At 39.6% G+C, this 26,076-nt stretch carries 23 protein-coding genes and 2 pseudogenes; 7 read left to right on the forward strand and 18 right to left on the reverse strand.

The genetic code is table 11. From position 1 onward, the window contains the following. The first annotated feature begins 6 nt into the window (after positions 1-6). The 4 genes from JCM15457_RS10400 to JCM15457_RS10415 all read left to right on the forward strand — a co-directional run bounded on the left by JCM15457_RS10400 (position 7) and on the right by JCM15457_RS10415 (position 4,965). Positions 7-1,050, forward strand: coding sequence for a PTS sugar transporter subunit IIC (locus JCM15457_RS10400; protein ID WP_034989798.1), 1,044 nt, complete (start codon positions 7-9; stop codon positions 1,048-1,050). Positions 1,051-1,440: 390 nt separating this feature from the next. After that, the gene (purR, locus tag JCM15457_RS10405) at positions 1,441-2,274 is read left to right on the forward strand and encodes a pur operon repressor (protein WP_034989799.1); all 834 of its coding nucleotides are present in this window, start codon (positions 1,441-1,443) and stop codon (positions 2,272-2,274) included. A gap of 228 nt (positions 2,275-2,502) precedes the next feature. After that, entirely contained in the window at positions 2,503-3,900 is a 1,398-nt protein-coding gene (gene glmU / locus JCM15457_RS10410) for a bifunctional UDP-N-acetylglucosamine diphosphorylase/glucosamine-1-phosphate N-acetyltransferase GlmU (RefSeq protein ID WP_034989800.1), read from the forward strand. 90 nt (positions 3,901-3,990) lie between these two features. Further along, entirely contained in the window at positions 3,991-4,965 is a 975-nt protein-coding gene (locus tag JCM15457_RS10415) for a ribose-phosphate diphosphokinase (protein ID WP_034989801.1), read from the forward strand. A gap of 634 nt (positions 4,966-5,599) precedes the next feature. On the opposite strand, the gene JCM15457_RS10420 is transcribed toward JCM15457_RS10415, so the two are convergent. The 7 genes from JCM15457_RS10420 to JCM15457_RS10450 all read right to left on the reverse strand — a co-directional run bounded on the left by JCM15457_RS10420 (position 5,600) and on the right by JCM15457_RS10450 (position 12,202). Then, the gene (locus tag JCM15457_RS10420; RefSeq protein ID WP_034989802.1) at positions 5,600-5,821 is read right to left on the reverse strand and encodes a hypothetical protein; all 222 of its coding nucleotides are present in this window, start codon (positions 5,819-5,821) and stop codon (positions 5,600-5,602) included. A 58-nt stretch (positions 5,822-5,879) separates the two neighbouring features. Next, positions 5,880-6,503 carry a GNAT family N-acetyltransferase gene (locus JCM15457_RS10425; RefSeq protein ID WP_051993471.1) on the reverse strand — a complete coding sequence of 208 codons (624 nt, stop codon included), beginning with the start codon at positions 6,501-6,503 and terminating at the stop codon, positions 5,880-5,882. A 127-nt stretch (positions 6,504-6,630) separates the two neighbouring features. Next, on the reverse strand, positions 6,631-7,983 hold the full coding sequence (locus tag JCM15457_RS10430; RefSeq protein ID WP_051993472.1) for an MFS transporter: 1,353 nt from the start codon (positions 7,981-7,983) through the stop codon (positions 6,631-6,633). Between the two features lie 15 nt (positions 7,984-7,998). After that, positions 7,999-8,583, reverse strand: coding sequence for a 3-isopropylmalate dehydratase small subunit (gene leuD, locus JCM15457_RS10435; RefSeq protein ID WP_034989803.1), 585 nt, complete (start codon positions 8,581-8,583; stop codon positions 7,999-8,001). Then, a complete protein-coding gene (gene leuC / locus JCM15457_RS10440) occupies positions 8,584-9,960 on the reverse strand; it encodes a 3-isopropylmalate dehydratase large subunit (protein ID WP_034989804.1) in 1,377 nt (458 codons plus the stop codon). A gap of 5 nt (positions 9,961-9,965) precedes the next feature. Further along, positions 9,966-11,015 (reverse strand): 3-isopropylmalate dehydrogenase, encoded by a 1,050-nt coding sequence (gene leuB / locus JCM15457_RS10445; protein WP_034989805.1) that lies wholly within the window; start codon positions 11,013-11,015, stop codon positions 9,966-9,968. A 26-nt stretch (positions 11,016-11,041) separates the two neighbouring features. Then, on the reverse strand, positions 11,042-12,202 hold the full coding sequence (locus JCM15457_RS10450) for a 2-isopropylmalate synthase (RefSeq protein WP_051993473.1): 1,161 nt from the start codon (positions 12,200-12,202) through the stop codon (positions 11,042-11,044). Positions 12,203-12,737: 535 nt separating this feature from the next. Here JCM15457_RS10450 and nagB point away from each other — a divergent pair. Continuing rightward, entirely contained in the window at positions 12,738-13,448 is a 711-nt protein-coding gene (nagB, locus tag JCM15457_RS10455; RefSeq protein WP_034989806.1) for a glucosamine-6-phosphate deaminase, read from the forward strand. A 165-nt stretch (positions 13,449-13,613) separates the two neighbouring features. Here the strand turns inward: nagB and JCM15457_RS10460 are convergent, their stop codons facing one another. Then, positions 13,614-14,513, reverse strand: a complete 900-nt coding sequence (locus tag JCM15457_RS10460) for a LysR family transcriptional regulator (protein ID WP_034989808.1) — start codon at positions 14,511-14,513, stop codon at positions 13,614-13,616. A gap of 313 nt (positions 14,514-14,826) precedes the next feature. Between JCM15457_RS10460 and JCM15457_RS10465 the strand changes: the two are divergent. Next, a pseudogene (locus JCM15457_RS10465) lies at positions 14,827-16,469 on the forward strand (malolactic enzyme). Positions 16,470-16,493: 24 nt separating this feature from the next. After that, a complete protein-coding gene (locus JCM15457_RS10470; protein WP_034989876.1) occupies positions 16,494-17,462 on the forward strand; it encodes an AEC family transporter in 969 nt (322 codons plus the stop codon). A 319-nt stretch (positions 17,463-17,781) separates the two neighbouring features. Here the strand turns inward: JCM15457_RS10470 and trpA are convergent. From trpA to JCM15457_RS12690, 10 genes and pseudogenes are all read right to left on the reverse strand, one after another. Continuing rightward, positions 17,782-18,569, reverse strand: a pseudogene (gene trpA / locus JCM15457_RS10475) (tryptophan synthase subunit alpha). Then, on the reverse strand, positions 18,562-19,770 hold the full coding sequence (trpB, locus tag JCM15457_RS10480) for a tryptophan synthase subunit beta (RefSeq protein WP_034989809.1): 1,209 nt from the start codon (positions 19,768-19,770) through the stop codon (positions 18,562-18,564). Before trpB ends, trpA begins: the two are co-directional and overlap by 8 nt. Then, complete coding sequence (locus JCM15457_RS10485; RefSeq protein ID WP_034989810.1) at positions 19,760-20,344, reverse strand: phosphoribosylanthranilate isomerase; 585 nt, start codon at positions 20,342-20,344, stop codon at positions 19,760-19,762. Before JCM15457_RS10485 ends, trpB begins: the two co-directional genes overlap by 11 nt. Beyond that, positions 20,337-21,128, reverse strand: coding sequence for an indole-3-glycerol phosphate synthase TrpC (gene trpC, locus JCM15457_RS10490; RefSeq protein WP_034989811.1), 792 nt, complete (start codon positions 21,126-21,128; stop codon positions 20,337-20,339). The genes JCM15457_RS10485 and trpC overlap by 8 nt, the downstream gene beginning before the upstream one ends. Further along, positions 21,125-22,147 (reverse strand): anthranilate phosphoribosyltransferase, encoded by a 1,023-nt coding sequence (gene trpD / locus JCM15457_RS10495; protein ID WP_034989812.1) that lies wholly within the window; start codon positions 22,145-22,147, stop codon positions 21,125-21,127. The genes trpC and trpD overlap by 4 nt, the downstream gene beginning before the upstream one ends. Before the next feature lie 476 nt (positions 22,148-22,623). Further along, complete coding sequence (locus JCM15457_RS10500) at positions 22,624-23,094, reverse strand: anthranilate synthase component II (protein ID WP_369384628.1); 471 nt, start codon at positions 23,092-23,094, stop codon at positions 22,624-22,626. After that, positions 23,010-23,198, reverse strand: a complete 189-nt coding sequence (locus JCM15457_RS12685; protein ID WP_369384626.1) for a glutamine amidotransferase-related protein — start codon at positions 23,196-23,198, stop codon at positions 23,010-23,012. The genes JCM15457_RS10500 and JCM15457_RS12685 overlap by 85 nt, the downstream gene beginning before the upstream one ends. After that, positions 23,182-24,657, reverse strand: coding sequence for an anthranilate synthase component I family protein (locus JCM15457_RS10505; RefSeq protein WP_034989813.1), 1,476 nt, complete (start codon positions 24,655-24,657; stop codon positions 23,182-23,184). Before JCM15457_RS10505 ends, JCM15457_RS12685 begins: the two co-directional genes overlap by 17 nt. A gap of 381 nt (positions 24,658-25,038) precedes the next feature. Next, the gene (locus JCM15457_RS10510; RefSeq protein ID WP_369384629.1) at positions 25,039-25,803 is read right to left on the reverse strand and encodes a biotin--[acetyl-CoA-carboxylase] ligase; all 765 of its coding nucleotides are present in this window, start codon (positions 25,801-25,803) and stop codon (positions 25,039-25,041) included. A gap of 11 nt (positions 25,804-25,814) precedes the next feature. Next, positions 25,815-26,006: an HTH domain-containing protein gene (locus tag JCM15457_RS12690; protein ID WP_369384627.1), complete on the reverse strand. Its 192-nt coding sequence runs from the start codon at positions 26,004-26,006 to the stop codon at positions 25,815-25,817. Positions 26,007-26,076: the final 70 nt, after the last annotated feature.

Consider the following 26,076-nt stretch of genomic DNA (forward strand, 5'->3'; position numbering starts at 1 on the left):
TTTTAAATGGAAAAAAAAGTGACCGGTAGACAATATACTATGAATATCTTGAACGGAATCAGTTTGGGTGTGGTAGTAGCATTATTGCCTTCAGCCCTTGTTGGACAGTTAATGCAGGCTGTGCGACAAGTTTTCCCTGCTGCGGCGCAAATCATTATGATGACCACCTTTGCGATGAGTTTACTGCCTGCAATTGCTGCCTTTTGTGTTGGAATGTATTTTAAGCTTAATCCTATTCAAATTTCAGCAGTTGCAATAGCAGCTATGATCGGTTCTGGCGTTATGAGTCAGAAAGATGGTCAATTTGTACTTCAAGGAACTGGCGACATTATCAATACTGGGATAACAATTGCATTAGCAGTTGGTTTGGCGCTGATTTTAGGAAATAAATTCAAGAATTATACAATTCTGCTGTTACCATTGTTGGTGATTATTATTGCCGGTGGAGTTGGAATCCTGCTTCTTCCGAGCGTCAGACTGATTGCTACTTCAATTGGGGCGGCAATTACTCATGTCACATCATTACAGCCTTTAGTTATGGGGACATTGATGGGAATCAGTTTTGCAGTTTTGATTGTTTCTCCTATAAGTTCTGTGGGGATTGCAACTGCAATCGGACTAGTTGGAATCAGTTCTGGAGCTGCTAATTTAGGAATTACTGCCGGCAGTTTTTTGTTGGCTGTCTATGGTAGTTCGGTTAATCATATAGGTACGACTGTGGCTCACTTTATTGGCTCCCCTAAAATTCAGATGGGGAACATGCTCAAGCGCCCACGTTTGTTTATTCCACTAGCGCTGAATGCTGGAATTATGGGGCTTTTGGGTGCTGTTTTTGAAATCAAGGGAACGCCGATGAGTGCTGGCTTTGGATTTAGCGGCCTTATTGGACCATTAACAGCGTACCATGCGATGCCAACAACAGTTTTGAGTTTTATCATATTGTGTATGCTGTTTGTTGTATTGCCAGTTTCTCTAGCTTATATTTCAAAGTATATTTTTGTGGATCGTTTACAGTGGATAAAGCCACAAGATTTATTACTAGAGATTTAAGTTGAACTATTTGATACTGTAAAAGTTTAAGAGGTGGGTCAAAAACGTATTTTGACTTACCTCTTTTTTTACCGCGCATTATGCTAATTAGCCGAGTTATTTTACCTTTCGGCCAAAGTTTTGCTGTGTTTGCAGTTAATAAGCAGTGTTTAATAACTTATTAGCAAACTTCTTGTGCTATAAAAATGACTTTTTAAATATCGAATGTTAGAGATTTATAAAGAGACTTTAATTAAAATATAAAAACCAACTCTTATTTAGCTTAAAAACGAACAATTTTTATTATAATGATAAATTTACTATTCAAATTACGTAAAATGGCTTATAATGATGCTTAGATTATTTTACTGTAGGTTTTTTATAGAAAAATAAGTTTATGGAGGAATTTTTTTGAAAACTAGAAGAAGTGATCGTTTGATCGACATGACGCACTATTTGCTTGAAAGGCCCCACACACTAATTTCATTAACCTTTTTTGCTAAAAGATATGAATCTGCTAAATCGTCGATCAGTGAAGATCTTGCAATTATAAAGCGAACTTTTAAAACGCGAGGAATAGGAATGCTTGAAACGATTCCCGGAGCGGCTGGGGGAGCACGCTACATACCATCAATTGATGAGGAAGAAGCGCGCACATTTATTGAATCAATGACAGAAAAATTGTCTGAAAAAGATCGTTTACTACCAGGTGGATATGTTTATTTGTCAGATTTGTTAGGAAAACCTGAGATTTTACGCCAGGTTGGACGTGTGATTGCACGGCAGTACCTTGATAAACAAATTGATGCGGTAATGACAGTTGCAACCAAGGGTGTACCGATCGCCCAGAGTGTTTCCAGTTATTTGAATGTACCTTTTGTTATTTTGCGTCGCGATTCAAAGATAACGGAGGGATCTACCGTCTCAGTTAATTATGTTTCCGGCTCAAGTGAACGTATTGAAAAAATGGAACTATCAAAAAGAAGTTTAAAAAGAGGTTCGAATGTTCTCGTTGTCGACGATTTTATGAAGGGTGGCGGCACCGTTAATGGAATGAAAAGTATGATCGAAGAATTTGAATCTAAGATGGTTGGAATAACTGTTTTTGCGGAAGCTTCATTTGAAGGGCACCGCATGGTTGATGACTATACATCCTTACTGAAGGTTGATAAAGTGAACACACTTGATAAAACGATTCAAGTCAGCGCGGGCAATTATCTTGAAAAGGTTTTTGGCGAAAAATAATATTTCTTAAAACAATTTTTGCTAAAAATTGTTTTCTAAGGCAGAAAGCAGTAAAGGGTTTGAGGTAAGACGGCATTCGTTTTGTCTCAGCCTTATTTTTGCTTAGCGTGGGGTCAAGCTCAATGCAAGGTAGGAAAGAATTTTATTGCTCAACCAGGCTATCTTGCACACTAATTGTCACTACGGTATCATGTATTAGGAACATATTAAATTAGAGGAGATTAGGAAATGACGGCAAAGTATGCAGTTATTCTTGCAGCTGGACAAGGAACAAGAATGAAGTCCAAATTGTACAAGGTCTTGCACAGAATCTGCGGGAAAACAATGGTAGAACATGTGCTGACGCAGGTTGAAAAAAGTAAGATGGATGAAATAGTAACGGTCGTAGGCCATGGAGCTCAAAAAGTTGAAGAAACATTGGGCGCTCGGACTGAATATGCTCTGCAAAAAGAGCAGTTAGGGACAGGCCATGCCGTGCTTCAAACAGAAAAATTGCTTGGGGGTAAGAAAGGAATAACTCTGATTGCATGCGGAGATACACCTTTATTTACAACACAGACATTTAATGAATTGTTTGAGTATCATCAACAAAAGGGCGCAGTTGCGACAGTCTTGACGGCAACGGCGGAGAATCCGTTTGGATATGGCCGTATTGTGCGCAATGATTTAGGGATTGTGGAAAAGATAGTTGAACAAAAGGATGCTACTAAAGAAGAAGCTGCTATTAAAGAAATAAATACGGGTGTGTATTGCTTCGATAATGAAGCCTTATTTGATGCACTGCATAAAATTAATAATGATAACGTCCAGGGCGAGTATTACTTAACTGACGTTATGGAGATCTTCAAGAAGCAGCATGAGATCGTTGCTGCTTATAAAATGAAAGATTTTTCCGAATCAATGGGCGTTAACGACCGTGTAGCATTGGCAGCTGCTACCAAATTAATGCGTCAACGTATTAATGAAAAACATATGCGTGCAGGTGTGACCTTGATTGATCCGGAAACAACCTATATTGATGCCGATGTGAAGATTGGTGTCGATACGATCGTTGAACCTGGCGTAATCTTGAGAGGGAAAACAATAATTGGTGACGATTGTGTAATAGGAGCACATTCAGATATTTGTGATAGCGTCGTACATGATAGAGTTAGCATTACCTCATCGACACTTGAAGACGCGGAGATGCAGGATGAGAGTAATATTGGGCCATACAGTCATTTACGACCAGCAGCTAAGATCGGCAAAAAAGTACATATCGGGAATTTTGTCGAAGTTAAAAGGGCTGAGATTGGTGAGGAGACCAAGGTCGGTCATTTAACTTATGTGGGAGATGCGACGTTAGGTAAGGATATTAATGTAGGTTGCGGCTGCGTATTCGTCAACTATGATGGCAAAAACAAACACCATACAGTCGTTGGAGATCATTCCTTTATCGGGAGTGCTTCAAATATGATTGCACCTCTGAATATTGCAGATCATGCCTACATTGCAGCTGGTTCAACTATTACTAATGATGTTTCTGCGCATGACATGGCCATTGCAAGAGGGAGACAGGTCAACAAAAAGGGCTATTATGACAGGTATCCTTGTGCTGAAACAGCCCAAAAAGGTAAAAAGAATTAAATTGTCAAAAGATAACCACTAATAATCTTGATTTTAAACCGAAAAATGAATAGTATTATCTATAGATAAATATAAATTATGGAGGCTGTCATGTCTGGACATTATGCTGATCCGAAGCTCAAAATATTTGCTTTGAATTCAAACAAACCTTTGGCTGAAAAAATTGCTGAGGCTGTGGGTGTTAAGTTAGGAAAGACTTCTGTTGATCGTTTTAGTGATGGAGAAATAAGAATCAACATTGAAGAAAGTATTCGCGGAGATGAAATTTTCATTATACAGTCGACTTCAGCGCCTGTGAATGACAATTTGATGGAATTATTGATTATGATAGATGCTCTGCGACGTGCTAGTGCATCGACTATCAATGTGGTTATTCCTTACTACGGTTATGCACGCCAAGATCGTAAGGCGCGACCGCGCGAGCCGATTACTGCAAAACTAGTTGCAGACATGATAGTGAAGGCGGGGGCAAGCCGTGTTGTTGCATTGGATCTGCATGCTGTCCAAATTCAAGGATTCTTCGATATCCCAGTTGATCATTTGATGGGAGCACCATTGTTGGCTGATTATTTCCTTAATAATGGACTTGAGAAGGACGCTGTTGTGGTTTCACCTGATCATGGTGGAGTTACCCGTGCGCGTAAGTTAGCAGAATTTTTGAAGGCACCAATTGCTATCATTGATAAGCGTCGGCCTAAGGCTAATGTGGCCGAGGTCATGAATATCATTGGGGCAGTTGATGGCAAGCGTTGCATTTTAATAGATGATATGATTGATACAGCTGGAACCATCACGTTGGCCGCACAGGCTTTAAAAGATGCAGGTGCAACTGAAGTTTATGCGTGTGCAACTCATCCGGTTCTTTCGGGACCAGCAATTGAAAGAATTGAAAATTCTCCAATTGAACGATTGGTTGTCACGGATTCTATTAAACTCCCAGAAGAAAAACGAATTGATAAGCTTCTCCAAGTTTCTGTAGGGCCATTGATTGGTGATGCGATTAAACGTATCCATGAGAATAAATCTGTTAGCCCATTGTTTAAGAATCGTTTTCACCGAGAATAATGATGAATCTTGGATTTTAGGACAGGCTTGAATGATTTGAACATAATTAAAGCGGCTATGAATGGTAGTGTGTTATCATTCATAGCCGCTTTTGATAATACTGCATTAACACATTCTAAATTTTTTTATCAACACAGCCAGATGCCTGCCAGCTTGCTATTAATTATTAATACTTTAATTTAATGTAAGAGCAAGTTTATTTGTTTCTTTCGCTGAGACAAATGCTTTTTCGAAGTTCGCATGGTAAGTTTTACGGTTAATAGAACGACCATTGGGTTACTATTCCTGCCATAATATGGCTAGGATTTAGGGGCTGCAGTTCTATTCTTTGCTACAATTACTTGTTGTCTTGAAGTTGATGACAAGTTTTTGTTTTGTTAGTAGGTAGTTCAAAATCGAGGAGCTTTTTATCTAGCAATTGACGTGAATGAGAAATTAATAAAAAATCGGTTACAGTAAGTGTATGATGGTTCATTATTTATACTTCGTGCACCCGCATTAACGTCTGGACAATTTATAATATCTTCCGCATTCAACTAGTAATTAGTAGGATAACCCTTTGCTATTAAAAACAGCACTTGCTTAGCGCCGCACAAGGCAAGTGCACAGCTAGATGTGTCTACTGAAGAACAGGCTAATCAAGATGCTTGATTACTCGATACGGCCTTGAATCTGTACCACTTTTTTGCATTGTTGTTTTATCGAAAACGCAGTACAGTTTACCGTCTTTTTCTTGAACAACGAGCAGAGGTTTATTGTTTTTCTTGCGATATATCTGGGCTGCAACATAAGCTTCATTGAAATCAAAGGTACTAGAAATAGCTTGTCCAGGATTGAACAACACATTTTCACTCATAACAAATCACTCTCCCTGAATAATTTTATCTACCAACTTAATTTTACCACCAATCAAGTTAATTGCTTATTTTTAGGCTTGTAAGTTCATTTAGAACACTGATTTTTAGTTCAGAAAAGGGAACTACGGTTTCAACAGAAGCAGTATGTCGGCCAATTTGTTTTTCCATCCAGATCATATCGTACCAAGTAGAAAATTTATAGCCACAGTTGTGGAAGTGAGCCGCTTTCTTGAATCCCATGTGCTCATGGAATCTGACACTGTCTAGTGGTAGATGAGGATCAGTACTTCGTGGGACACTAATACATGCATTTAAGTTTAAGATATGCTGTTGCTTAGCTATTTTTTCTAACAAAGCATAAAAATGACGACCTAAACCAATTCGCCGTTTGTTTCTATTTAGATAAATTGAAATTTCAGCCGCCCAGGCATATGCTGCTCGAGGGTGAAATGCAGACAGATAAGCGTAACCAAGAATTTTTCCCCCCTGTGCAGCAACAATGAAAGGATATCTCGCTGAAATGGCAGTCATTCTGCTTGTAAATTCAGTAACTGAGGGCACTTGATATTCAAAAGTGATTGCCGTTTCTTTGACGTAAGGAGCATAGATAGCAAGCATTTGTGGGACGTCTTTTTGTTGCGCTTGGCGAAAAAATATCTGAGAATTTGTTATTCTGGGCATATGATCATTCCTAACCATTTGTTGAGTATTTTTTTATAATGATAGAGTGTTTGGATGAAAAAAGCAAAAAAGCTTGCAGCGAAATGAAATTTTCGGCAAGCTTTTTTACTAATATTCATTTAAGAAATTATTCCAACACCTTATTGTTTGTTTCAGGCCCAAAGAAAAGAACAATCACTCCAGCAATCAACGCAAAAGAACTTATCAAGATGAAGATCATTGAAGGATTGGAAATAGTGATTAGCCATGAAACAACGAATGGCATACCTACAGTAATCAATTTTGAGATGCCATTAGCAATTCCGGCACCGCGAAAACGATATTTTGTTGAAAAGAGTTCAGAGACATAAACGCCAACAACAGATGCCATCAAAACATAGAAACAGGAAGTAAGCAGGAAACCAAAGAGCATGACTAACATGGGCTGTGTCTGGTGCCCGTACAAAATTCCCAAGATTGCTGCAAAAGTAAATGCGGAAACAATAGTCGGTTTTCTTCCAATACGGTCAACAGCTAAGGCTCCGACAAATGCTCCGAAGGGAGCTCCCAGCAGCATAACAGTGGTGAAACTCAAGGATGAAACGACGTTAATGCCTTGTTTGACAAGAAGTGTTGGCACCCATGAAGTAAAGGTATACTGACATACGATAGTAGCTGAAACTGCAAAAGTTGCCACAAGAAGGTTTCGAATAAAGTGCTTATCTGATGCTGCTGAATTTTGTTCAGCAGTATTCGTTGCAATATTGGCTGCCGGGGCTGTTTTTTCAGCTTTCATCTCATCTTCAATACTTGAAATAACTTTTTGAGCGTCATGGTATTTCTGATGTGCTATGTACCATCGCGGCGATTCAGGCAGATTACGTCTGAAGTACCACAGGATCAAAGCAAGCGCACCTGAGATAACGAACATTGCACGCCAAGAAAACCGTGGAATTATTAGCGTACACAGCAGCATAGTTATCGGAGCGCCGCAATTTGCGACGAAAGAAGTCAGCGCACACCATTTGCCGCGAGATTTGATAGGTGCAAATTCATTGATCATTGCATAACCAGTAACTATTTCAGTACCTAAACCGATACTTGAAATAAGACGGCAAATGATTAGAAAAGGCATGTTAGGAGCGAAAGATCCTAATAGCGTAAACGTACCAAAGATCAGCAAGTTGAGCTGATAAGCTCTTTTACGCCCAAATAAATCACCAATCAGGCCTGCAAAAACAGAACCAAGAAAAAGTCCAAAAAAACCGACCGAAAGAAAAGCTGAATTTAATGAGAGTGTAGACCAGCCATCTTTCAATAAGTAGCTGCTGACACCGCTGGCGAGATAAACATCAATGGCATCAAGAAACATCCCAGCTGAAACTAAAGTGAAGATCTTATAGAATGTTTTTGTCGGTTGGATCTTGTCCATTCTGACATGTAAGCTTTTTTCAATTGTTTGATTAAAATTATTTTGGGAGACAGTGCTAGTATTATCCATTAATGAGTCACTTCCTTAGGAAAATGAGGGCAGTGAATTTTCAAATTCAGTGATTTTATCAGAGTAGTTCAAAGTGACATCGATATCATCAGTACCATTGATGAACTTTTGTTTCCAAGTTGAGTCAATGTCAAAGTGATATTTTTCGCCTTGGCATTCAACAAATTGGTGCGGCAAATCAACTGTTATTTTTTCTTTGGGCGAGATGGCCGCCATCTTTTTGCGTGCTTCAAGCGGCAGAATAATTGGAAGAACACCATTTTTGGTGCAGTTCATAAAGAAAATATCACTGTAACTGCCGGCAATAATAATTTTGAAGCCCCAGTCTTTCAAAGCCCATGCAGCATGTTCACGTGATGAACCGCAGCCAAAATTTTCGCCGCTGATCAGAATAGTTGCACCTTGTCTTTCCTCGTGATTTAAGATGAATTTTGGATCAGGACGCCCATCATCCAAAAAGCGCCAGTCATGAAAAAGATGTTTTCCATAGCCAATTTTCAAAATGTTTTTGAGAAATTGCTTTGGAATTATTTGATCTGTATCAATATTGTTATTCATTAAGGGAATCGTTGTTCCTTCATGTACTGTGATGGCTTCCATTTAAATTACCTCTTTCTGTCTAATGTCAACGAAATGCCCGTGAATGCCGGCAGCTGCAACCATTGCTGGACTTGCCAAATGTGTGCGTGCATCTTTCCCTTGGCGTCCTTCAAAGTTTCGATTAGTTGTTGAGGCACAATGAATGCCAGCGGGAATTTTGTCAGGGTTCATGGCCAAACACGCGGAACAGCCAGGATCACGCCATTCACAGCCAGCTTCTTTGAAAATTTTGTCAAGGCCAAGTTTTTCAGCCTCATTTTTTACGGTCCTTGAACCTGGAACGATCCATGCTGTTACGTTTTTAGCGAGATGATGGCCCTTCAAGACACGTGCAGCTTCTTGTAAATCAGCTAAGCGTCCATTAGTACAAGATCCGATAAAGATCCATTGAATCGGGATCGCACTTGCTGCCATATGAGGTTTAAGATCCATGTAGTCATAGGCACGTTGAAAATTCATGTCTGCAATGTCAGGTAATTTGCTAGAGATAGGCACAGACATCGAAGGGTTGGTGCCCCAAGAAATATAAGGGGCTAGATTGCTAACATCAAACTCTAAGACTTTGTCATAATCAGCGGGGCTGTCGGTATAAAATTGTTGCCAATATTTTATAGCTTCTTCCATTTTTTTAGGGGCATACTTGCGGCCCTTAATGTATTCAAAAGTAGTTTGATCAGGTTTCATCATGCCCATTTTTGCTCCGCCTTCAATCGCCATATTACAGATAGACATTCGATTTTCCATCGAGAGACGGTCAACGGTGTCTCCATAAAATTCAAGAGCGTAGCCTGTACCAAAATCAACACCGTAGGTTGCGATCAATGCCATAATAATATCTTTAGCGGAAACTCCAGCTTGTAGTTTGCCATGCAAGTGAATACCCATTGTTTTTGGCTTTAATTGCCAGATCGACTGAGTAGCTAAGACATGTTCAACTTCTGATGTACCAATTCCAAAAGCAATTGAGCCAAAAGCACCGTGGGTCGCCGTATGTGAGTCACCACAGACAACAGTTTGACCGGGTTGGGTCAAGCCTAATTGCGGACCGATAACGTGAACGATGCCTTGATCTGCAGATCCTATTTCTGCCAAGCGGATCCCAAATTCGTCACAATTTGTTTTGAGTGTTTCAATCTGCTTAAGTGAAATGGTGTCTTGGATATTGAAGATATCCTTAGTAGGAACGTTATGATCCATCGTTGCAAAAGTTCTTTCAGGGCGTCGAACGCGACGGTTGTTCACGCGCAACCCTTCAAATGCTTGGGGAGATGTAACCTCGTGAACTAAGTGCAAGTCAATATAAATCAATTGCGGTTCTCCAGGCTTACCCGTGATAACATGTTTCTCCCAGAGTTTATCAAATAATGTCTTTCCCATTTTGTTCATCCTTTCAGGTTCTTCACAATATTAGCTGTAACTTCTTGTGTTGTGGCAGTTCCACCCAGATCAGGCGTGATTATTTTGTCTTCAATTGTTTTTTGGACAGCGGCTGCTATTTTGTCGGCAAGGAGAGTTTCATTAAATGATTCACGCAGCATCATTTCAATGCTTTGAATCATTGAGATTGGATCTGCGATCCCTTTACCAGCGATGTCTGGTGCAGATCCGTGAATCGGTTCATAAAGATTGGGGCCATCTGTTCCAGCACTCATGGATGGAATTGTGCCTAAAGATCCTGTCAGAACCGAAGCTTCGTCACTCAAGATATCACCAAATAGATTAGCAGTGATTATGACATCAAAGGCTGTCGGTTGTGTGATGATTTTCATTGCTGCGGCATCGACATAGCTGTAATCAACTGTCACTTCAGGATAGCTTTTTTTGAATTCTTCAGTGACTTGACGCCAAAGCTTTGAGGTAGCCAGAACATTTGCTTTATCAACGATAGTGACGTGTTTGCGGCGATGCATGCTCATCTCAAAGCCAATTTTTAAAATACGCTTGACTTCCTGTGCAGTGTAAGTCGTTGTATCTAGTGCTTTTTCTTCATTTTGCTCGCGCGGTGTTCCAAAATAAATACCGCTGGTCAACTCGCGGACGATAACAAAATCTGTTTCGTTAAGAATCTCTTGTTTCACAGGGGAGAAATGAGATAGGTTAGGGTCAACTTTAGTTGGGCGAATGTTTGAGAAAAGTCCTAATGCATTCCTGATTTCTAAAAGCCCCTTTTCAGGCCGTTTTTTGGCAGTATCCCATTTAGGACCGCCAATCGCACTCAGTAAGATTGCATCTGTTTTTTTGCAACCAGCGATTGTTTGTTGGGGCAAAGGCTCGCTATACTGATCAATAGCTGCACCACCGAAGGGATAATCAATCGTTTCGTATTGGAAGCTTGAGTCTTTACTTGCCGCATCCAAGACTTTTAAGCCAGCTTCCATTATTTCTGGGCCAATGTAGTCTCCACGGAGAATTGCAATTACTTTCTTAGACATTACTGCACACCTTTCTTGGTAAAAAATTATTGTGCTACTTTACTTTTTTGCATAATTTTGATCAAATCTTCATCGGAAACCAGCTGTTGATTGTCAGCAACCGACTTAAAAATAGGAAAAATACGCCGCATATCCTCTTTAGAGACCTGATACCCCATGTCACTTAATTTAACCGCCACAGCGTGAGACCCAGATAATTTTCCTAACGGAATTGATGCATGATCTATGCCAACAGTTTGTGGTGTCAAAATTTCATAAGTCGCATGATTTTTTAAAAAACCATCTTGGTGAATGCCAGATTCGTGTGAATAGGCATTTGAACCAGTAACAGCTTTATTGCTTGGAATAGGCATTTTAGTTTTTTCACTGACCATTGTGGCTGTTTTGAATGTCTGCTTAAGATCAATGTTGTTTTCGGCTTTGTAGTAGTCCTTGCGGACATGCATTGCAGCAGCAACTTCTTCTAAAGCAGTGTTTCCAGCACGTTCACCAATACCATTGATAGTTCCTTCTATTCTTGTTGCGCCGTGTTGAATAGATGCTAAGGCATTCGCTGTTGCCATACCTAAGTCATTGTGGCAGTGGACAGAGAAAATAACATCATCGAATTCAGGGATGTTTGCGCGCATATAGTCAAACAAAGCGGCAAATTCGTGGGGATTAGTGTAACCAGTCGTATCAGGTATGTTGATAACAGTTGCTCCGGCATGTATAGCTGTTCTAATTGCCTTGACTAAGAAATCCCATTCAGTTCTAGTTGCGTCTTCTGGTGAAAATTCAACATTGGCGAAGCTTTTTTTAGCATAGCTGACAAAATGATGGATTGCCTCAATTACTTCTTCTTGAGTCATATGCAATTTTGCTTCGCGGTGAATCGGACTTGTTGCGATGAAGACATGTATTTGCCCTGTAGGAGCATCCTTTAAGGCAGCTGTAACTGCATCGATATCTTTTTTTACACAACGTGCCAAGCCAACGACATTTGTCCTCCTTATCTCTTTACCGATGGTTTCAACTGCCTCAAAGTCATTTTTGGAGGCAACTGGAAACCCTGCTTCAATTACATCGACGCCCCAATTTTCAAATTGATGGGCCAGTTCGATTTTATCTTTGATTGAAAAATTAACGCCGATGGTTTGTTCACCGTCTCGTAAGGTAGTGTCGAAAAACTGAATTTTTTTTGTCATAAGAAAAACCTCCTAGATTTTATTGGTGTTTATAAGAATTTTGTAATAAAAAAGCGCCTCATTCAGTAAGAATGAGACGCTAACCATTTCTTAGCTCAAGCCCCATTCCCATAACGCTAAATAGGACTCGACATCTTCGTCAGAGTCCTTCGTCATAGTAGTAGGGCGAATTCAATTGTTGCAGCTGCAATGTATTCGTAAACCATGTCGAGGACTCCTTTCTTTATTTGTCTATTAATCTAACGCATTTTTAATCTTGTGTCAATTACTTTTTTGTAATTTTTTATAATTGGCTCATATTACCACTTAGTATTTTTTAAAAACTGTTAAATTCAAAGCTTTTGTAAACGGGTGCACTTAAAAAAGCTTAAATATGCTTTTAAACGTTTACAAACGCTTACAGAAATGATAGAATTCTACATGTGAGAAGTTGAGTTCTTTCTACATGATTTTGAAATGAGTGAGTCCTTTTACTTGTATACTTGGTATAGTCCAATTATAATAGGACTATACCAATTTATGGAGGTAGAGTTTAATGAAAATCAGTATTGTTAAGGACAAAAACCAAGGTGGACAACTTGCCTATAACTTTTTCAAAGAGGAGCTAGATAGGAACTCTCAAGCTGTTTTTGGGTTGGCAACTGGAAGTACCCCACTTACAACATACGAAGTGCTCGTGCGTAGTGATTTGGATTTTTCTAACAGTATTTCTATTAACTTAGACGAATATGTAGGTCTGGCTGCAGATCACCCACAAAGCTATAAACATTACATGTGGAAGAACTTATTCCAATATAAGCCATTTCAACATTCTTATTTGCCAGATGGAGAAGCTGCAGATGAAAAAAGTGAAATTAGCAGATACGATAGTATTCTCGAAAAAAATCCAATTGATCTGCAGCTGTTGGGTATCGGAAGAAATGGGCATATTGGTTTTAATGAACCAGGTACATCTTTTAACTTGAAGACCCATAAAGTTGAACTCACAGAATCAACGATTGCGGCGAATGCGCGTTTTTTTGATGAGGTAAGAGATGTTCCACGCTACGCATACTCAATGGGAATAGGTTCAATTTTAAAATCCAAGAGAATCATTTTAGAAGCGTTTGGAGCATCTAAAGCACAGGCGGTTAAGGACATGATTGAAGGACCAGTTTCTCAACAGTGCCCAGCTAGTGCACTACAAACTCATTCAGATGTAACAGTGATCCTAGATGAAGCTGCCGCACAAAAATTAAATAAGTGAACAAGTAGACTGAATGTCTATTAAAGTTTTTGATATGGGCTAAAAGCCAGTAGCTTGTGTTCGGACAAAAATAAAAGGAATAATGCATTCTCCAAACCCCTTTGATCGTTCAGAGCATAAGTATACTGCCTTTTGGCCCATATTGCTGTCCAAAAGACAGCCTAGTTACTGGTGATAGGAATCGGTGCGCAAAGCTTGAATCAAAATGTCGATAACTTTTTTTTGAGTAGCAGAAGGTAACTGTGATTGTCGAAAAACCAACGAGATCAAGAATTCGGGCTGAAATGAATCTGTTAAAGCAAGGCTGACAAGTTCATCCTGTGGGGTGAGAGCTGTTTCAGTTAAAAAACCAATACCGACATTTTCGTGAACCAAATTTTTCAACAGGGTAATATCCCCGGTTTTATAAATAATGTTAGGGTTAATGAAGGAGAATTTGTTTAGAGCCCCAAAAGCGGTGGGGTGAACAAAGTCCTCCGTCTGCATAATAAACTTTTCATCATGGAGATCTTGAAAAGCTATTTTTTGCTGTGAAGCCAAGTGTGACTTAGGACTAACGATTATTTTGAAGTGATGTTTCGCTAAAAGTGTTGCATTTAATAAAGAATTGTTTAATGAGTGAGTTGAACCGAGCAGTGCAATATCGAGTTTCCCATCTTCCAAAGCGGTTAGAAGTTCGCCAGAACCGGTTTCTGTAACGGCAAGTTGACTAAGTAAGCCAGCTTGTGCTAAACGTGATGCAGCTTTTGGAAAAAAATAATGACCGATAATCGGCGGCAGCCCAAAGCGGACTTGCTCTTGGTTCAGAGCGGCCATATCAAGGTTAGTCAGTTCAACTTCATCAATTATCCGGTGTGCATGTTTTAAGAGCTGGTGCCCACTTGGAGTAATTAAGATTGATTGATGCGATTGATCACGAAGAACTAGTGTTGTGTCAAATTCTCGCTCTAGTCTTTTAACAGCCATAGTTATCGTGGGCTGCCTGACCGAAAAATAGTCGGCTACAGCAGTAAAGTTTTTTAGAGATGCTAATTTTGAAAAGTAAGTTAGGTCACGAATCTTCATAAGAATCCTCCTGCTAATGAATAAATTGATATTAAGGAATCCCCAAATAAGAGGGGCTGGGTCAAAAGTAAAATTTTAACCTAGCTCCTCTATTTATTTCGTATAAACGCATTCTATAAGTCAAACTTCTCTGTCTAACTCGAATTTGTCGACTTATGGAACAATCCCTTTTTTAGTGCTTATCATGCTCAACGAATAATAGAAAACTGTTCTTATAAATTTATTTTATCACAGCTGCTCAGTTTGACTATAGTTTTTTCTAGATGCTATGCTTTCTCGGCAAATACTTAACTTTGTAAGGAGAGATTTTTAGATGAGTGAAAAAGCACAGCAAATTTTAAATAATCCATTTCTTAATAAAGGAACAGCCTTCACATTGGCTGAACGGCAACAATTAGGGTTAGTTGGATTATTACCGCCCCATGTTCAGACTCTAGAGGAACAAGTTAAACAAACTTATGCGCAGTATTTAAGTAAAACATCAATGTTAGAAAAACGTCATTTTCTGATGATGATTTTTAATGAAAATCGTGTCTTGTTCTATAAACTTTTCAGTCAACATATTGCTGAGTTTATGCCAATCGTTTATGATCCAACGATTGCTGATACAATCGAAAATTATAGTTCGCTCTTTGTCAATCCGCAGAATGCGGCTTTTCTATCGATTGATGCTCCAGATGCAATTGCTGAAACTTTGAAGAACGCCACAGCTGACCGTAACATCAAATTGATTGTTGTGACCGATGCTGAGGGTATCTTAGGAATCGGTGATTGGGGAACACAAGGGGTTGATATCTCTGTCGGAAAACTGATGGTGTATACAGCAGCTGCAGGAATTGATCCGAGTTCTGTTTTACCAGTTGTTTTGGATGTTGGTACTAATCGAGAAAGTTTGTTAAAAGATCCAATGTATCTCGGCAATCATCATGAGCGTGTTCGAGGAGAAAAATATTATGATTTTGTTGACAGTTTTGTTCAAACAGCCGAAACGCTCTTTCCAGATCTGTATCTGCATTTTGAGGACTTTGGTCGCAGTAATGCAGCTAATATTTTAAATAAATACAAGGACAAGATCGTAACATTTAATGACGATATCCAAGGAACGGGAATCATTGTCCTAGCTGGGTTGCTGGGTGCCTTAAATATCTCTGGCGAAACATTCACTGATCAAGTTTACATGAGTTTTGGAGCAGGCACTGCTGGCGCAGGAATTACACAACGAATATATGAAGAAATGTTGCAGCAAGGTCTGACGGAGGATGAAGCACGTACACACTTTTATATGTCGATAAGCAAGGACTGCTCTTTGAGGATGATCCAGAGCTGACGCCGGAACAGAGACCTTTTGCACGTAAGCGGAGTGAATTTGAACATCCAGATAAGTTAACCTCACTTGCAGCAGCCGTCAAGGCAGTTCATCCAACGATTCTTGTAGGTACCTCAACACAACCGGGAACCTTCACTGAAGATATTGTTAAAGAAATGGCAGCACATACTGCTCGTCCAATCATTTTCCCATTATCTAACCCTACTAAGTTAGCTGAAGCAAAAGCAGAAGATTTATTGAGATGGACTAATGGGAAAGCTTTGGTTGCTACGGGTATACCTGCCGAACCAGTTGTCTTAAATGGAGTTACCTATGAAATAGGTCAAGCTAATAACGCACTAGTATATCCCGGATTGGGGTTAGGTACGATTGCAGCAACTGCACGTTTACTTAATGATGAAATGATCAGCAAAGCAGCACATTCTTTGGGCGGGATCGTTGACCCAACTGCAGCTGGAGCAGCAGTTTTACCGCCAGTTACCAAGTTAGATGTCTTTTCTCAAACAGTTGCAGAAGCTGTTGCACAAAGTGCGGTTGATCAAGGATTAAATAAAGAACCCATTGATAATGTAAAAAAAGCAGTTGCAGATTTGAAGTGGGCTCCTGAATATAATTCAATGACAAAGTAATAAAATAAGAGGAGCGTGATTGTTTTGGCAGCATTTCTAACTTCATTATCTAGTGTTGGTCAAATAATTTTAGTGATTGCATTAGGTTATTTTTTAAGACGTAGAGGAAAGTTTGATGATAGTTTTAAGGGTAGTATTTCTTTTTTGATTATGAATATTGCGCTACCTTTATCTATATTCGTTTCAGTGTTGGACAATTTAACCCGTGATAAACTGTTAGGCCTTTCTAGTGGTCTTATTTATGTGCTGATTAGTTTTATAACGGGCTACTTGGTTGCATGGGTTCTGACAAAAGTTTTACGTGTAAAAGCCGGGCGACGCGGGACATTCATAAATATGTTCGTTAATGCTAATACTATTTTTGTAGGATTACCATTGAACATTGCATTATTCGGCAATGTTAGCCTACCATATTTTTTGATTTACTATGTGGCTAACACGGTATCGACGTGGGCAATTGGTGTTTTCTTCATCTCCAATGATGATCCAACTAAACATGGAAAGGGGCAAGATAGCAGTAAGTTCAATTGGAAGAAGCTGCTGCCAGCGCCACTTGTCGGGTTTTTAATTGCATTGATTTGGTTGTTATTGGGCCTTCCATTACCACAGTTTTTCGATAAAACATTTTCAATGGTCGGTGGGATAGTTACACCGATGTCGCTGATTTACATTGGCATTATTTTAGCTGATGCAGGCTTGAAATCAATTCATTTTGACAGAGATACGATTTTTGCATTGCTAGGAAGGTTTGTTGTAGCACCAGCAATCATGATAGTTATTATGATGATTTTCAAAAATATGGGACAAGGAATTCCTAATATTGAACAAAATACACTAATTATTCAGACGGCAACACCAGGGTTAGCTGTTTTGCCTATTTTAGTCGGACAATCACATGGGGATGTTGAATATGCTACAAATGTGGTTACGACGAGCACGGTATTATTTGTTGTCGTTGTGCCAATACTAATGCAGATTGTTCGTTTTATCTAATAAACGACAATATATTCAAGAGCATTCAGAACAAGACTTGTAGCTCTCGAAACGCACGTATGAACTTGGCTAAAAGGGTTTAAAGTGAATGGAACGCAAGGCAGTAAAATTAGAGTACTAACTCAAAATTGTGAGCATGACGAATTTCATGCTATGCGTAATTTGAGGATAGGTAGGAAATTTTGATTAAGAAGTATATTAACATGGCATAAAAAAGGACTGGATCAAAATTTAAATTTGAAGTGCCCTATAATAGTTAGACAAAAATCTAATTATTATAGGGCACTTTTTATGACTAAATATACATATAAATTCAAAATTAAATTAGCTCAGACGGTTCAGCAAGAGCATTTTTCATTGTGTGGACATAGTCTGTCAACTGTTGTTCTGCATGTACTCCTTCCTGAGCGATAATCTTTACAATTGCCGATCCTACAATAACTCCATCTGCAGATTTTGAAATCGTGGCAGCTTGTTCGGGTGAATGAACACCAAACCCGACAGCAACGGGTACAGCGGTAAGTTGCTTAATATCAGACACCATTTTTTTTAGATCAGTTGTGATCTTATTTCGTGCCCCAGTGACTCCTAGTGACGAAACAGCATAAATGAATCCATCCGTGTCGGCAATTATTTTTTTGATACGTTCTCCAGAAGTCGGAGCGACTAATGGAATTAGCGCACAACTGGCTTTTTTAGCAAAAGGTGCAACCTCTGCACGTTCCTCAACTGGAAGATCAGGATGATAACACCGCCGATTTTTAATTGCTGACAGGCAGCGAAGAATCTAGCATAGCCATATTTAAAAACGTTATTTAAATAAACTAAAAGGACTAGTGGAACCGTCGTCTCTTCACGAATCTTAGCAACCATCTCAAAAACGCGTTTAGTTGAAACGCCGCTCTTAAAAGCACGTTGCCCGGCCGCTTGAATCACTGGGCCGTCTGCAACGGGATCGCTGAAAGGAACGCCGATTTCAACTATGTCCGTTCCAGCTTTCGCCAGAGTTTTCACGTAATCAATTGATTTGGTAAAGTTTGGATCACAGGCAACTGTAAACCCAATAAAAGCTTTTTTGTTTTTAAAGGCGTCACTGATATTAGTCATAAAGTTTTTCCCCCCGATAACGTGCAATTGCTGCTACATCCTTATCTCCACGGCCTGAGAGATTGCAGATAATTATTTGCTCTTTAGTCATTTGTGGTGCAAGTTTTTTTACATAAGCAACAGCATGGCAGCTTTCAATTGCGGCAATTATCCCTTCCTCATGTGCAAGGTATTCAAAAGCTGCAACTGCTTCATCGTCCGTGATACCCACATATTCAGCGCGCTTAGTTGCCGCCAATTCAGCATGCTCTGGGCCGATTCCAGGATAATCAAGTCCAGCTGAAATTGAATAAACCTCATTTATCTGCCCATCCTTATTTTGTAAGAATACGGATTTCATGCCGTGAAAGATCCCGGTTGTCCCGCATTCTAAAGTAGCAGCGTGCTGTGTGGTGTCAATGCCCTTGCCAGCGGCTTCACAGCCAATCAATCTCACATTTTCATCTCCAATAAAGTGGTAAAAGGCGCCAATAGCATTACTGCCCCCACCGACACAAGCAACAACCGCATCTGGCAATTTACCTGTTTCTTTAATTATTTGTTCTTTCATTTCAGCACTGATACAAGCTTGAAAATCACGAACCATCGTGGGGAATGGGTGTGGTCCCATAACAGAACCAATAACATAATGCGTATCTTCGGTTCTGCTTGCCCATTCCTGCATAGCTGCATTAACGGCATCCTTGAGCGTCCCCGTGCCGGTTGAGACTGCGTGTACTTTTGCACCTAGCAGCCGCATGCGATAGACATTCAGTGCTTGACGTTCAGTGTCAATTTTGCCCATAAAAATTTCGCATTCCATATCCATCAGTGCGGCGACTGTGGCAGTTGCAACTCCGTGCTGTCCTGCACCAGTTTCCGCGATTACTCTCGTTTTATTCATCTTTTTTGCTAATAGGATCTGTCCTAGTACATTATTAATCTTGTGCGAGCCGGTGTGATTCAAATCTTCACGTTTAAAGTAAATTTGGGCGCCGCCTAGGTCCTTTGTCATTCTTTTAGCATAGTATAGAAGTGAAGGGCGATTGGCATATTTATGCAGTAAATCGTTGAGTTCATTTTTAAAAACGGGGTCATTTTTGTAGTGTTCATAGGCTTTTATTAATTTTTCGATCTCGTGCATCAAAGTTTCTGGGATATACTGGCCGCCATATTCACCGAAACGACCAGCATTTTGTTTCTTTTTAAGCTTATTTTGCATTTCTGACACTCCTTATGAAACTTTTTATTTTTTGCGGATCCTTTTTTCCATCCGTTTCCACACCTGAACTGACATCAACGATGTCTGGTTGAAATTTTGTAATAGCCTGAGCCACATTATTTGCGGTAAGGCCACCAGCGATAATAAAAGGACGTTGTAAATGTGAAATCTTATCCCAATCAGCGCGTTTTCCAGATCCTGGTTTTGCTGAATCAAACATAATGTAATTTGCGGGTGATTTTTTTACAGATTGTGGATTGTTTGTTGCGTGGATGACTGTGATACCCTTATTTTGTAAGATTTTGATTTGCTCTGCAGGAATGCTGCCGTGAAGCTGTGCTGCGTGGATAATTCCAGCTGAGTACAAAGCTAGAACTTCTTCAGTTGAAGGTTCCACGAAAACACCAACTGTTTTAATAGATGGAGAAAGTAGCGAATGCAGGTTCCGAGCCCGCGCAACGGAAACACAGCGTTTGCTAGGAGCAAAGACAAATCCGATGAATTCTGGAAGAAGTTTATTTACAATCTGGATATCTTCCCGCTGGCTTAGACCGCATATTTTTATTTTAGTCAAAATTTTCCACCTCTTTGAAGTTAGCGATCGCTTTCTCTTTATCAATCGAATGCATGAAATATTCACCGATTAGGACACCGTTTACCCCCAAGTGTTTTAATTGTGTAATTTCCTTTTTTCCCTTAATTCCACTTTCAGAAATCAAAAGAATATCAGATGGAATATATTCTTTTAGTCGAACAGTTGTCTCTATAGTTACGTCGAAATTCTTTAAGTTTCGATTATTGATCCCGATAATCCGGACTCCTGCAGCAAGAGCACGTTTTATTTCAAGTTTATTATGGACTTCAACAATCGCAGACATACCGAGACTATTGGTTAAGGTAAAATAACTTTTTAGCTGCTGATCTGTTAAAATTGCAACGATTAACAAAATAATACTTGCACCGTTTGCTTTAGCCTCATAGATCATATAAGGATCGATGATAAAGTCTTTTCTGAGCACAGGAGTGTTTGTTGCGGTGGCGACGTCCTTTAAATACTTTAAATTACCTTGAAAGTAGTGTTCTTCAGTTAAAACTGAAATAGCAGCCACATCTGCTGCAATGTACTCTTTAGCGATTTGCATATAAGGAAAATCACTAACGAGCAATCCTTTTGAAGGAGAAGCTCTTTTTATTTCGGCAATAATACTCAAATTTGCAGCAGCCAGTTTTTTTTCAAAAATAAAGTCTTGCGTTATAGGAATAGCCATAATTGCCTTTTTTAGTGTGTTAAGGCTGCAAGTTTGCTGCCTTTTTTTTAAACTTTGTTTAGTTGTTTTGACAAGTTCATCCAAAATCATAAGTTCACCACACCGTTGTTTGATAATTCAACAAAAGCTTGCAATTTTTTCTGTGCCAAGCCAGAGTCAATAGTTTCAGCAGCAATTTTTAAAGCTTCTGTTAAGGAAATTTCAGGGCGGGCAATATGGATTGCAGCAGCAGAGTTCAGCAAGACGACATCTCGTTTTGGACCTGTTTTCCCTGCAAGAATATTGTGTGTGATCTGAGCATTTTCTTGAGCCGAACCACCAACTAGCTCTTCAGGTTGACAACGGGCCAGTCCGAATTGTTCAGGAGTTATCTCGTAACTTTTGCGTTCATTGCCTTTGAGTTCGATTACCCTTGTCGGAGCGGACAATGAAATTTCATCTAATCCATCCTGACCGTGGACGATCATGGCAGAGGTTACGCCTATTTTTTGTAAAACAGAGGACATTGTATCTAACAGTTTTTCATCGTAGACCCCTAACAACTGCATTGATGCGTGGGCGGGGTTTGCTAAGGGACCCAAAATATTAAAAATTGTGCGAATACCTAATTCTTTTCTAACAGGAGCAACAAAGCGCATTGCTTCATGGTATTTTTGCGCGAAAAGGAAGCAAATATTTTCTGCTTCTAATATTTCTTGAGACTTTTTAGGTGAAATAGAAATATTAACACCTAATGCTTCTAAAACATCAGCTGCGCCGCTACGAGAAGAGGCAGCACGATTTCCATGCTTGGCTACTGGAATCCCAGCAGCTGCAACAACTAGAGCTGAAGTAGTAGATATATTGAATGAGTTCGAGTGATCACCACCAGTCCCGACGATTTCCAATGTTGGTTGTGATGTTCTAAAATTACGGGCATGATTTCGCATGGCAACTGCGGCACCTGCAATTTCAGCAGTTGTTTCCTTTTTCATTGTGAGTGCTGTTAGAAAAGAAGCAATTTGTGTGCTGCTCGCAGTACCGTCCATAATTTCTCCGGTAGCTATTTGAGATTGTTCGAATGTTAAATTTTCGTTATTAACAACCTTTTTGATAATTTCATTAAGCATAAAGAAGACCTCCGTGGTTGAGTAGTTTTATTTCCATCAATGGTTGGACATTTTAGTTAGCAATGGAACACCATCGCATTGTGAATTTCATTACCATCAATATCTCCTTTCAGAAATGAATACAAAAAATCCGTCCATAACATGATCGTTAAGGACGGATTATTCCGCGGTGCCACCTTATTTTGGAATCGAAGAGAGCGCAAATAAACTAAATGCGAATCAGATTCCACACTTGCTAGAGTGCTAACACACTCCTGATAACTGACGTGTATCTTACGTTGTGAAGTACTAGCGAGCTAACTCGTGTTCATCACACCCTCAGTGGTCCATTTAGCAGTCTGCGTTCAGCCAAATTCTCAGCAATATTGGCTCTCTGTGTGTGCATGACCACCTTGATCTCCACTTCAACGGTTTGTATGGACAAATATTAAGTTAAAGAAAGATTAAATCATTATGAGATAAATGTCAATGGAAAATCATTTTATTTTTAAAAAATTATCGATGATTCGATCTCCGACAGCACTGGGGGTCATGATTGATTCAGGATGAAACTGAACCCCAAAAAGTTTTTGTGGCGTATTTGAGATAGACATAATGTTATTATCATTAGTTTTTGAAGTTATATTGAAGTCGGGTGGTAGTGTCTGCGGATCAAGTACAAGTGAATGATAACGGGCAGCTGTGAAAGTTTGAGGACAGCCATCGAGCAGAGGATCACTCATTGTGCGCTGAATCAGAGATGTTTCCCCGTGCATTAAATGATTTGCGTGGTTAATTTTGGTTCCAAAAGCAGCAGCAATTACTTCAATACCCATACAAACACCAAGAATTGGAATTATGCCTCTGAAATTTTTAACTAATTCTAGCTTATACCAGCCTCTTGGGGGGAACCGGGACCAGGAGAGATAAAGATGTGGCTTGGATTCATCCGTTCTATTATGGTACAGGTCAGTTCGTCATTCTTATATACCTGAACATTAGATGTCAAGCTACCGATTTGTTGATATAAGTTGTACGTAAAACTATCATAATTATCAATTAAAAGCTCCATTAGAATTTCCTCCTGCTACTTTTTTAAAAGCTTGATCTACGGCACGAGACTTGTTTAAGCATTCTTGGTATTCAAACTTAGGAATGCTATCAGCTACTATACCGGCACCTGTATGAATAATTGTTGTGTTGTTTGTTTTATGGATCAATCTAATTCCAATACAAACGTCCATGTCATTGTTGAAACCTAGATATCCGAAACATCCACCGTAAACGCCGCGTTTTGTTTTTTCAAGTTTGTCAATTATTTGAATTGCTCTGACTTTAGGTGCACCTGATAAAGTCCCTGCAGGGAAGACAGACTCCAAAATATCCAAAGTACTTTTAGCGGGATCAGCTGTGCTTTCGATTGTTGAAGCTAAGTGCATGACTTTAGAGTATCGTTCTAGCTGAGCGTGAGCTGTAACATGGACACTCCCAAAACGGCTGACTTGGCCAAGATCATTACGCCCGAGGTCGACTAGCATATTGTGTTCAGCTAATTCTTTGGGATCATTTTGCAGTTCATTGGCGAACCTTTCATCTTCAGCAGGTGTGATTCCGCGTCGCCGCGTGCCGGCTAGAGGATAGGTTACCAGTTTCTCTGATGTTTTAGTTACTAAAGTTTCTGGCGAGGCACCTGCAACTTGAAAGTTTGCTTGATGAAAGTAAAAATTATAGGGGGAAGGATCGCTTTGAGATAGTTGACGAGTCATCGGCAACAATGATCCCTTGCTTAAGCAACTATGCGGATTAGAATATATTAGTTGGAAAATATCGCCATCGTTGATATGTTTCTTAGCCTTAGTTATTCCAGCTGTGAATGACTGCAAGGAATGCTGCAACTTGAAGGAAGATAACTGGGATAATGTTGGTTCCTTGCATTCTTGTTTCAGTAAAGCTAATAGTTCTTGCTTAATTGAATGGAGTTTTTTTGCTGCTTGGACATAGCTTGCTGGTAATTTTTTACTATCGACGCTTTGAATCAGGAATAAGCGATGATCAGAATGACGATAAGCGATAATAAAGTCGCATAATAAAAAGCCCGCATCTTTTAAGCTATTAGGATTAGAATGTGTAAAGGAGATTTTTTTCAGGTAATATTTAGTGTACTCATAACTGAAATAACCGACTAAACCACCTGTAAAGGGCGGCATGCCTGCAAGTTTAGGCTGCTGCTGCTGTAAAAGCAATTCTTCGATGTAAGTATGCGGATCTTGTTGGATGATCGTTTCACTAGTACCTTTTCTTACCACTATTGAACCATCAAGTACAGTGACGCTTGCGTGGGGGCGCAGAGTGAAGTAACTATATTTTTCTTTTTTGTGTGCAGCAATTGTCAGCTGAAAAGCATCGCCTAGCTGATCACAGACTTGAGTTAGTTTGCAGAGATTCAAGTTTTTTATCTCAAATGAAATGCAAAGTGGTACACTGGGATATTTTTTTGCTAAAGTTTCGACTGCTTCGATTTTTGGTCGCATTTGATCTCCTCCAAATTTTAAATTACACAAAAAATCCGTCCATAACATGATTGTTAAGGACGGATTATTCCGCGGTGCCACCTTATTTTGGAATCGAAGAGAGCGCAAATAAACTAAATGCGAATCAGATTCCACACTTGCTAGAGTGCTAACACACTCCTGATAACTGACGTGTATCTTACGTTGTGAAGTACTAGCGAGTTAACTCGTGTTCATCACACCCTCAGTGGTCCATTTAGCAGTCTGCGTTCAGCCAAGTTCTCAGCAATATTGGCTCTCTGTGTGTGCACGACCACCTTGATCTCCACTTCAACGGTTTGTATGGACGAATATTAAGTTAAAGAAAGATTAAAATAATTAGAGCAGTTTGTCAACAGTTAATTAAGATAATCTTATTTTTGTGACTTCACCAGAGGCCAATGTTGTGCCATCATCAAGAACGATTTCGCCCTGACGATTTATTTGCTCAACATATCCGCTGAATTGATATTGCCCCTGTGTGACCGTGACCTTTTTGTGCAGCACAGCAGAATGCGCACGATAATAAGTCAAGAACTCACCGCTCTCATAATTCGGGTAAAGTAAGAAAAATTCCTGCAAAAAGGCTGCAATAAATTCATTACGTGAAACTGAGTATTCTTCAGCAAAATTACGCAGGGATCCAGCCCGCTGCTGAAGCTCTGGCGACATACTGGTGATGTCAGTGGAATAATTAATACCGACACCGACAACTATCTGTTTGATATAACGGCTTTCAATGTCTGCTATTCCTTCTGTCAAGATACCGACAACTTTTGTCTCATCGATCAAAATATCATTGACCCATTTAATACTGGGTTCGACATGTAATTTTTTTTCAATGGTGCGTGCAACGGCAGTAGCTGTAGCAGTCGTTAACAGTCCAGGGTTCAGCGAAGGCGATGAATTATTTAAGAGCAGACTTAGGTAAATACCGGTGTTTGGGGAAGAAAAGACCCGGCCGTAACGACCGTACCCTGCAGTTTGCTGGTCACCAATGATAACCAAAGGCAGCTTAGTAGCTGAGTTGATGCTTAATTCTTTGGCGCGAGCGTTAGTGGAGGTTATTTTATCATGTATTTCAAAAGTAAGCAGTTTATTAGTATCAGCGGTTAGGCAACGCCGGATGACGAACTCATTTAGGCGACCATTATCATTATATTTGTAGCTACATGTGGCTTACTTTCAATCTCGTACCCTTTTTGTTTTAGGGTTTTGATGGCTTTCCAGATGGCGGTTCTTGAAACAGAGAGTTTTCGAGCCAATTGCTCACCGGAAATGGGATGATCACTTGACGACAGTTCTTGCAATACAAGTTGATTGGTTTGCATTTTTGATTACTCCTTAGATTGTCGGATGGGACAAAGATGATAGAGGTTTGAATAAAGCATAATGAAAGAC

The sequence above is a fragment of the Liquorilactobacillus sucicola DSM 21376 = JCM 15457 genome (assembly GCF_000612445.1).
Taxonomy (GTDB): domain Bacteria; phylum Bacillota; class Bacilli; order Lactobacillales; family Lactobacillaceae; genus Liquorilactobacillus; species Liquorilactobacillus sucicola.

Excerpts from the sequence above, each read along its gene's own strand:
- trpB (WP_034989809.1), bottom strand. The coding sequence starts at position 19,770 with ATGCAAAATAAGCTTAAAAAGAAACAAAATGCTGGTCGTTTCGGTGAA.
- JCM15457_RS12690 (WP_369384627.1), bottom strand. The coding sequence starts at position 26,006 with ATGCAAACCAATCAACTTGTATTGCAAGAACTGTCGTCAAGTGATCAT.
- JCM15457_RS10400 (WP_034989798.1), top strand. The coding sequence starts at position 7 with ATGGAAAAAAAAGTGACCGGTAGACAATATACTATGAATATCTTGAAC.
- leuC (WP_034989804.1), bottom strand. The coding sequence starts at position 9,960 with ATGGGAAAGACATTATTTGATAAACTCTGGGAGAAACATGTTATCACG.
- nagB (WP_034989806.1), top strand. The coding sequence starts at position 12,738 with ATGAAAATCAGTATTGTTAAGGACAAAAACCAAGGTGGACAACTTGCC.
- leuD (WP_034989803.1), bottom strand. The coding sequence starts at position 8,583 with ATGGAAGCCATCACAGTACATGAAGGAACAACGATTCCCTTAATGAAT.
- JCM15457_RS10505 (WP_034989813.1), bottom strand. The coding sequence starts at position 24,657 with ATGCGACCAAAAATCGAAGCAGTCGAAACTTTAGCAAAAAAATATCCC.
- JCM15457_RS10425 (WP_051993471.1), bottom strand. The coding sequence starts at position 6,503 with ATGCCCAGAATAACAAATTCTCAGATATTTTTTCGCCAAGCGCAACAA.
- glmU (WP_034989800.1), top strand. The coding sequence starts at position 2,503 with ATGACGGCAAAGTATGCAGTTATTCTTGCAGCTGGACAAGGAACAAGA.
- JCM15457_RS10430 (WP_051993472.1), bottom strand. The coding sequence starts at position 7,983 with ATGGATAATACTAGCACTGTCTCCCAAAATAATTTTAATCAAACAATT.
- JCM15457_RS10415 (WP_034989801.1), top strand. The coding sequence starts at position 3,991 with ATGTCTGGACATTATGCTGATCCGAAGCTCAAAATATTTGCTTTGAAT.
- trpD (WP_034989812.1), bottom strand. The coding sequence starts at position 22,147 with ATGCTTAATGAAATTATCAAAAAGGTTGTTAATAACGAAAATTTAACA.
- JCM15457_RS10460 (WP_034989808.1), bottom strand. The coding sequence starts at position 14,513 with ATGAAGATTCGTGACCTAACTTACTTTTCAAAATTAGCATCTCTAAAA.
- JCM15457_RS10420 (WP_034989802.1), bottom strand. The coding sequence starts at position 5,821 with ATGAGTGAAAATGTGTTGTTCAATCCTGGACAAGCTATTTCTAGTACC.
- leuB (WP_034989805.1), bottom strand. The coding sequence starts at position 11,015 with ATGTCTAAGAAAGTAATTGCAATTCTCCGTGGAGACTACATTGGCCCA.
- JCM15457_RS10450 (WP_051993473.1), bottom strand. The coding sequence starts at position 12,202 with ATGACAAAAAAAATTCAGTTTTTCGACACTACCTTACGAGACGGTGAA.
- JCM15457_RS12685 (WP_369384626.1), bottom strand. The coding sequence starts at position 23,198 with ATGGAGCTTTTAATTGATAATTATGATAGTTTTACGTACAACTTATAT.
- trpC (WP_034989811.1), bottom strand. The coding sequence starts at position 21,128 with ATGATTTTGGATGAACTTGTCAAAACAACTAAACAAAGTTTAAAAAAA.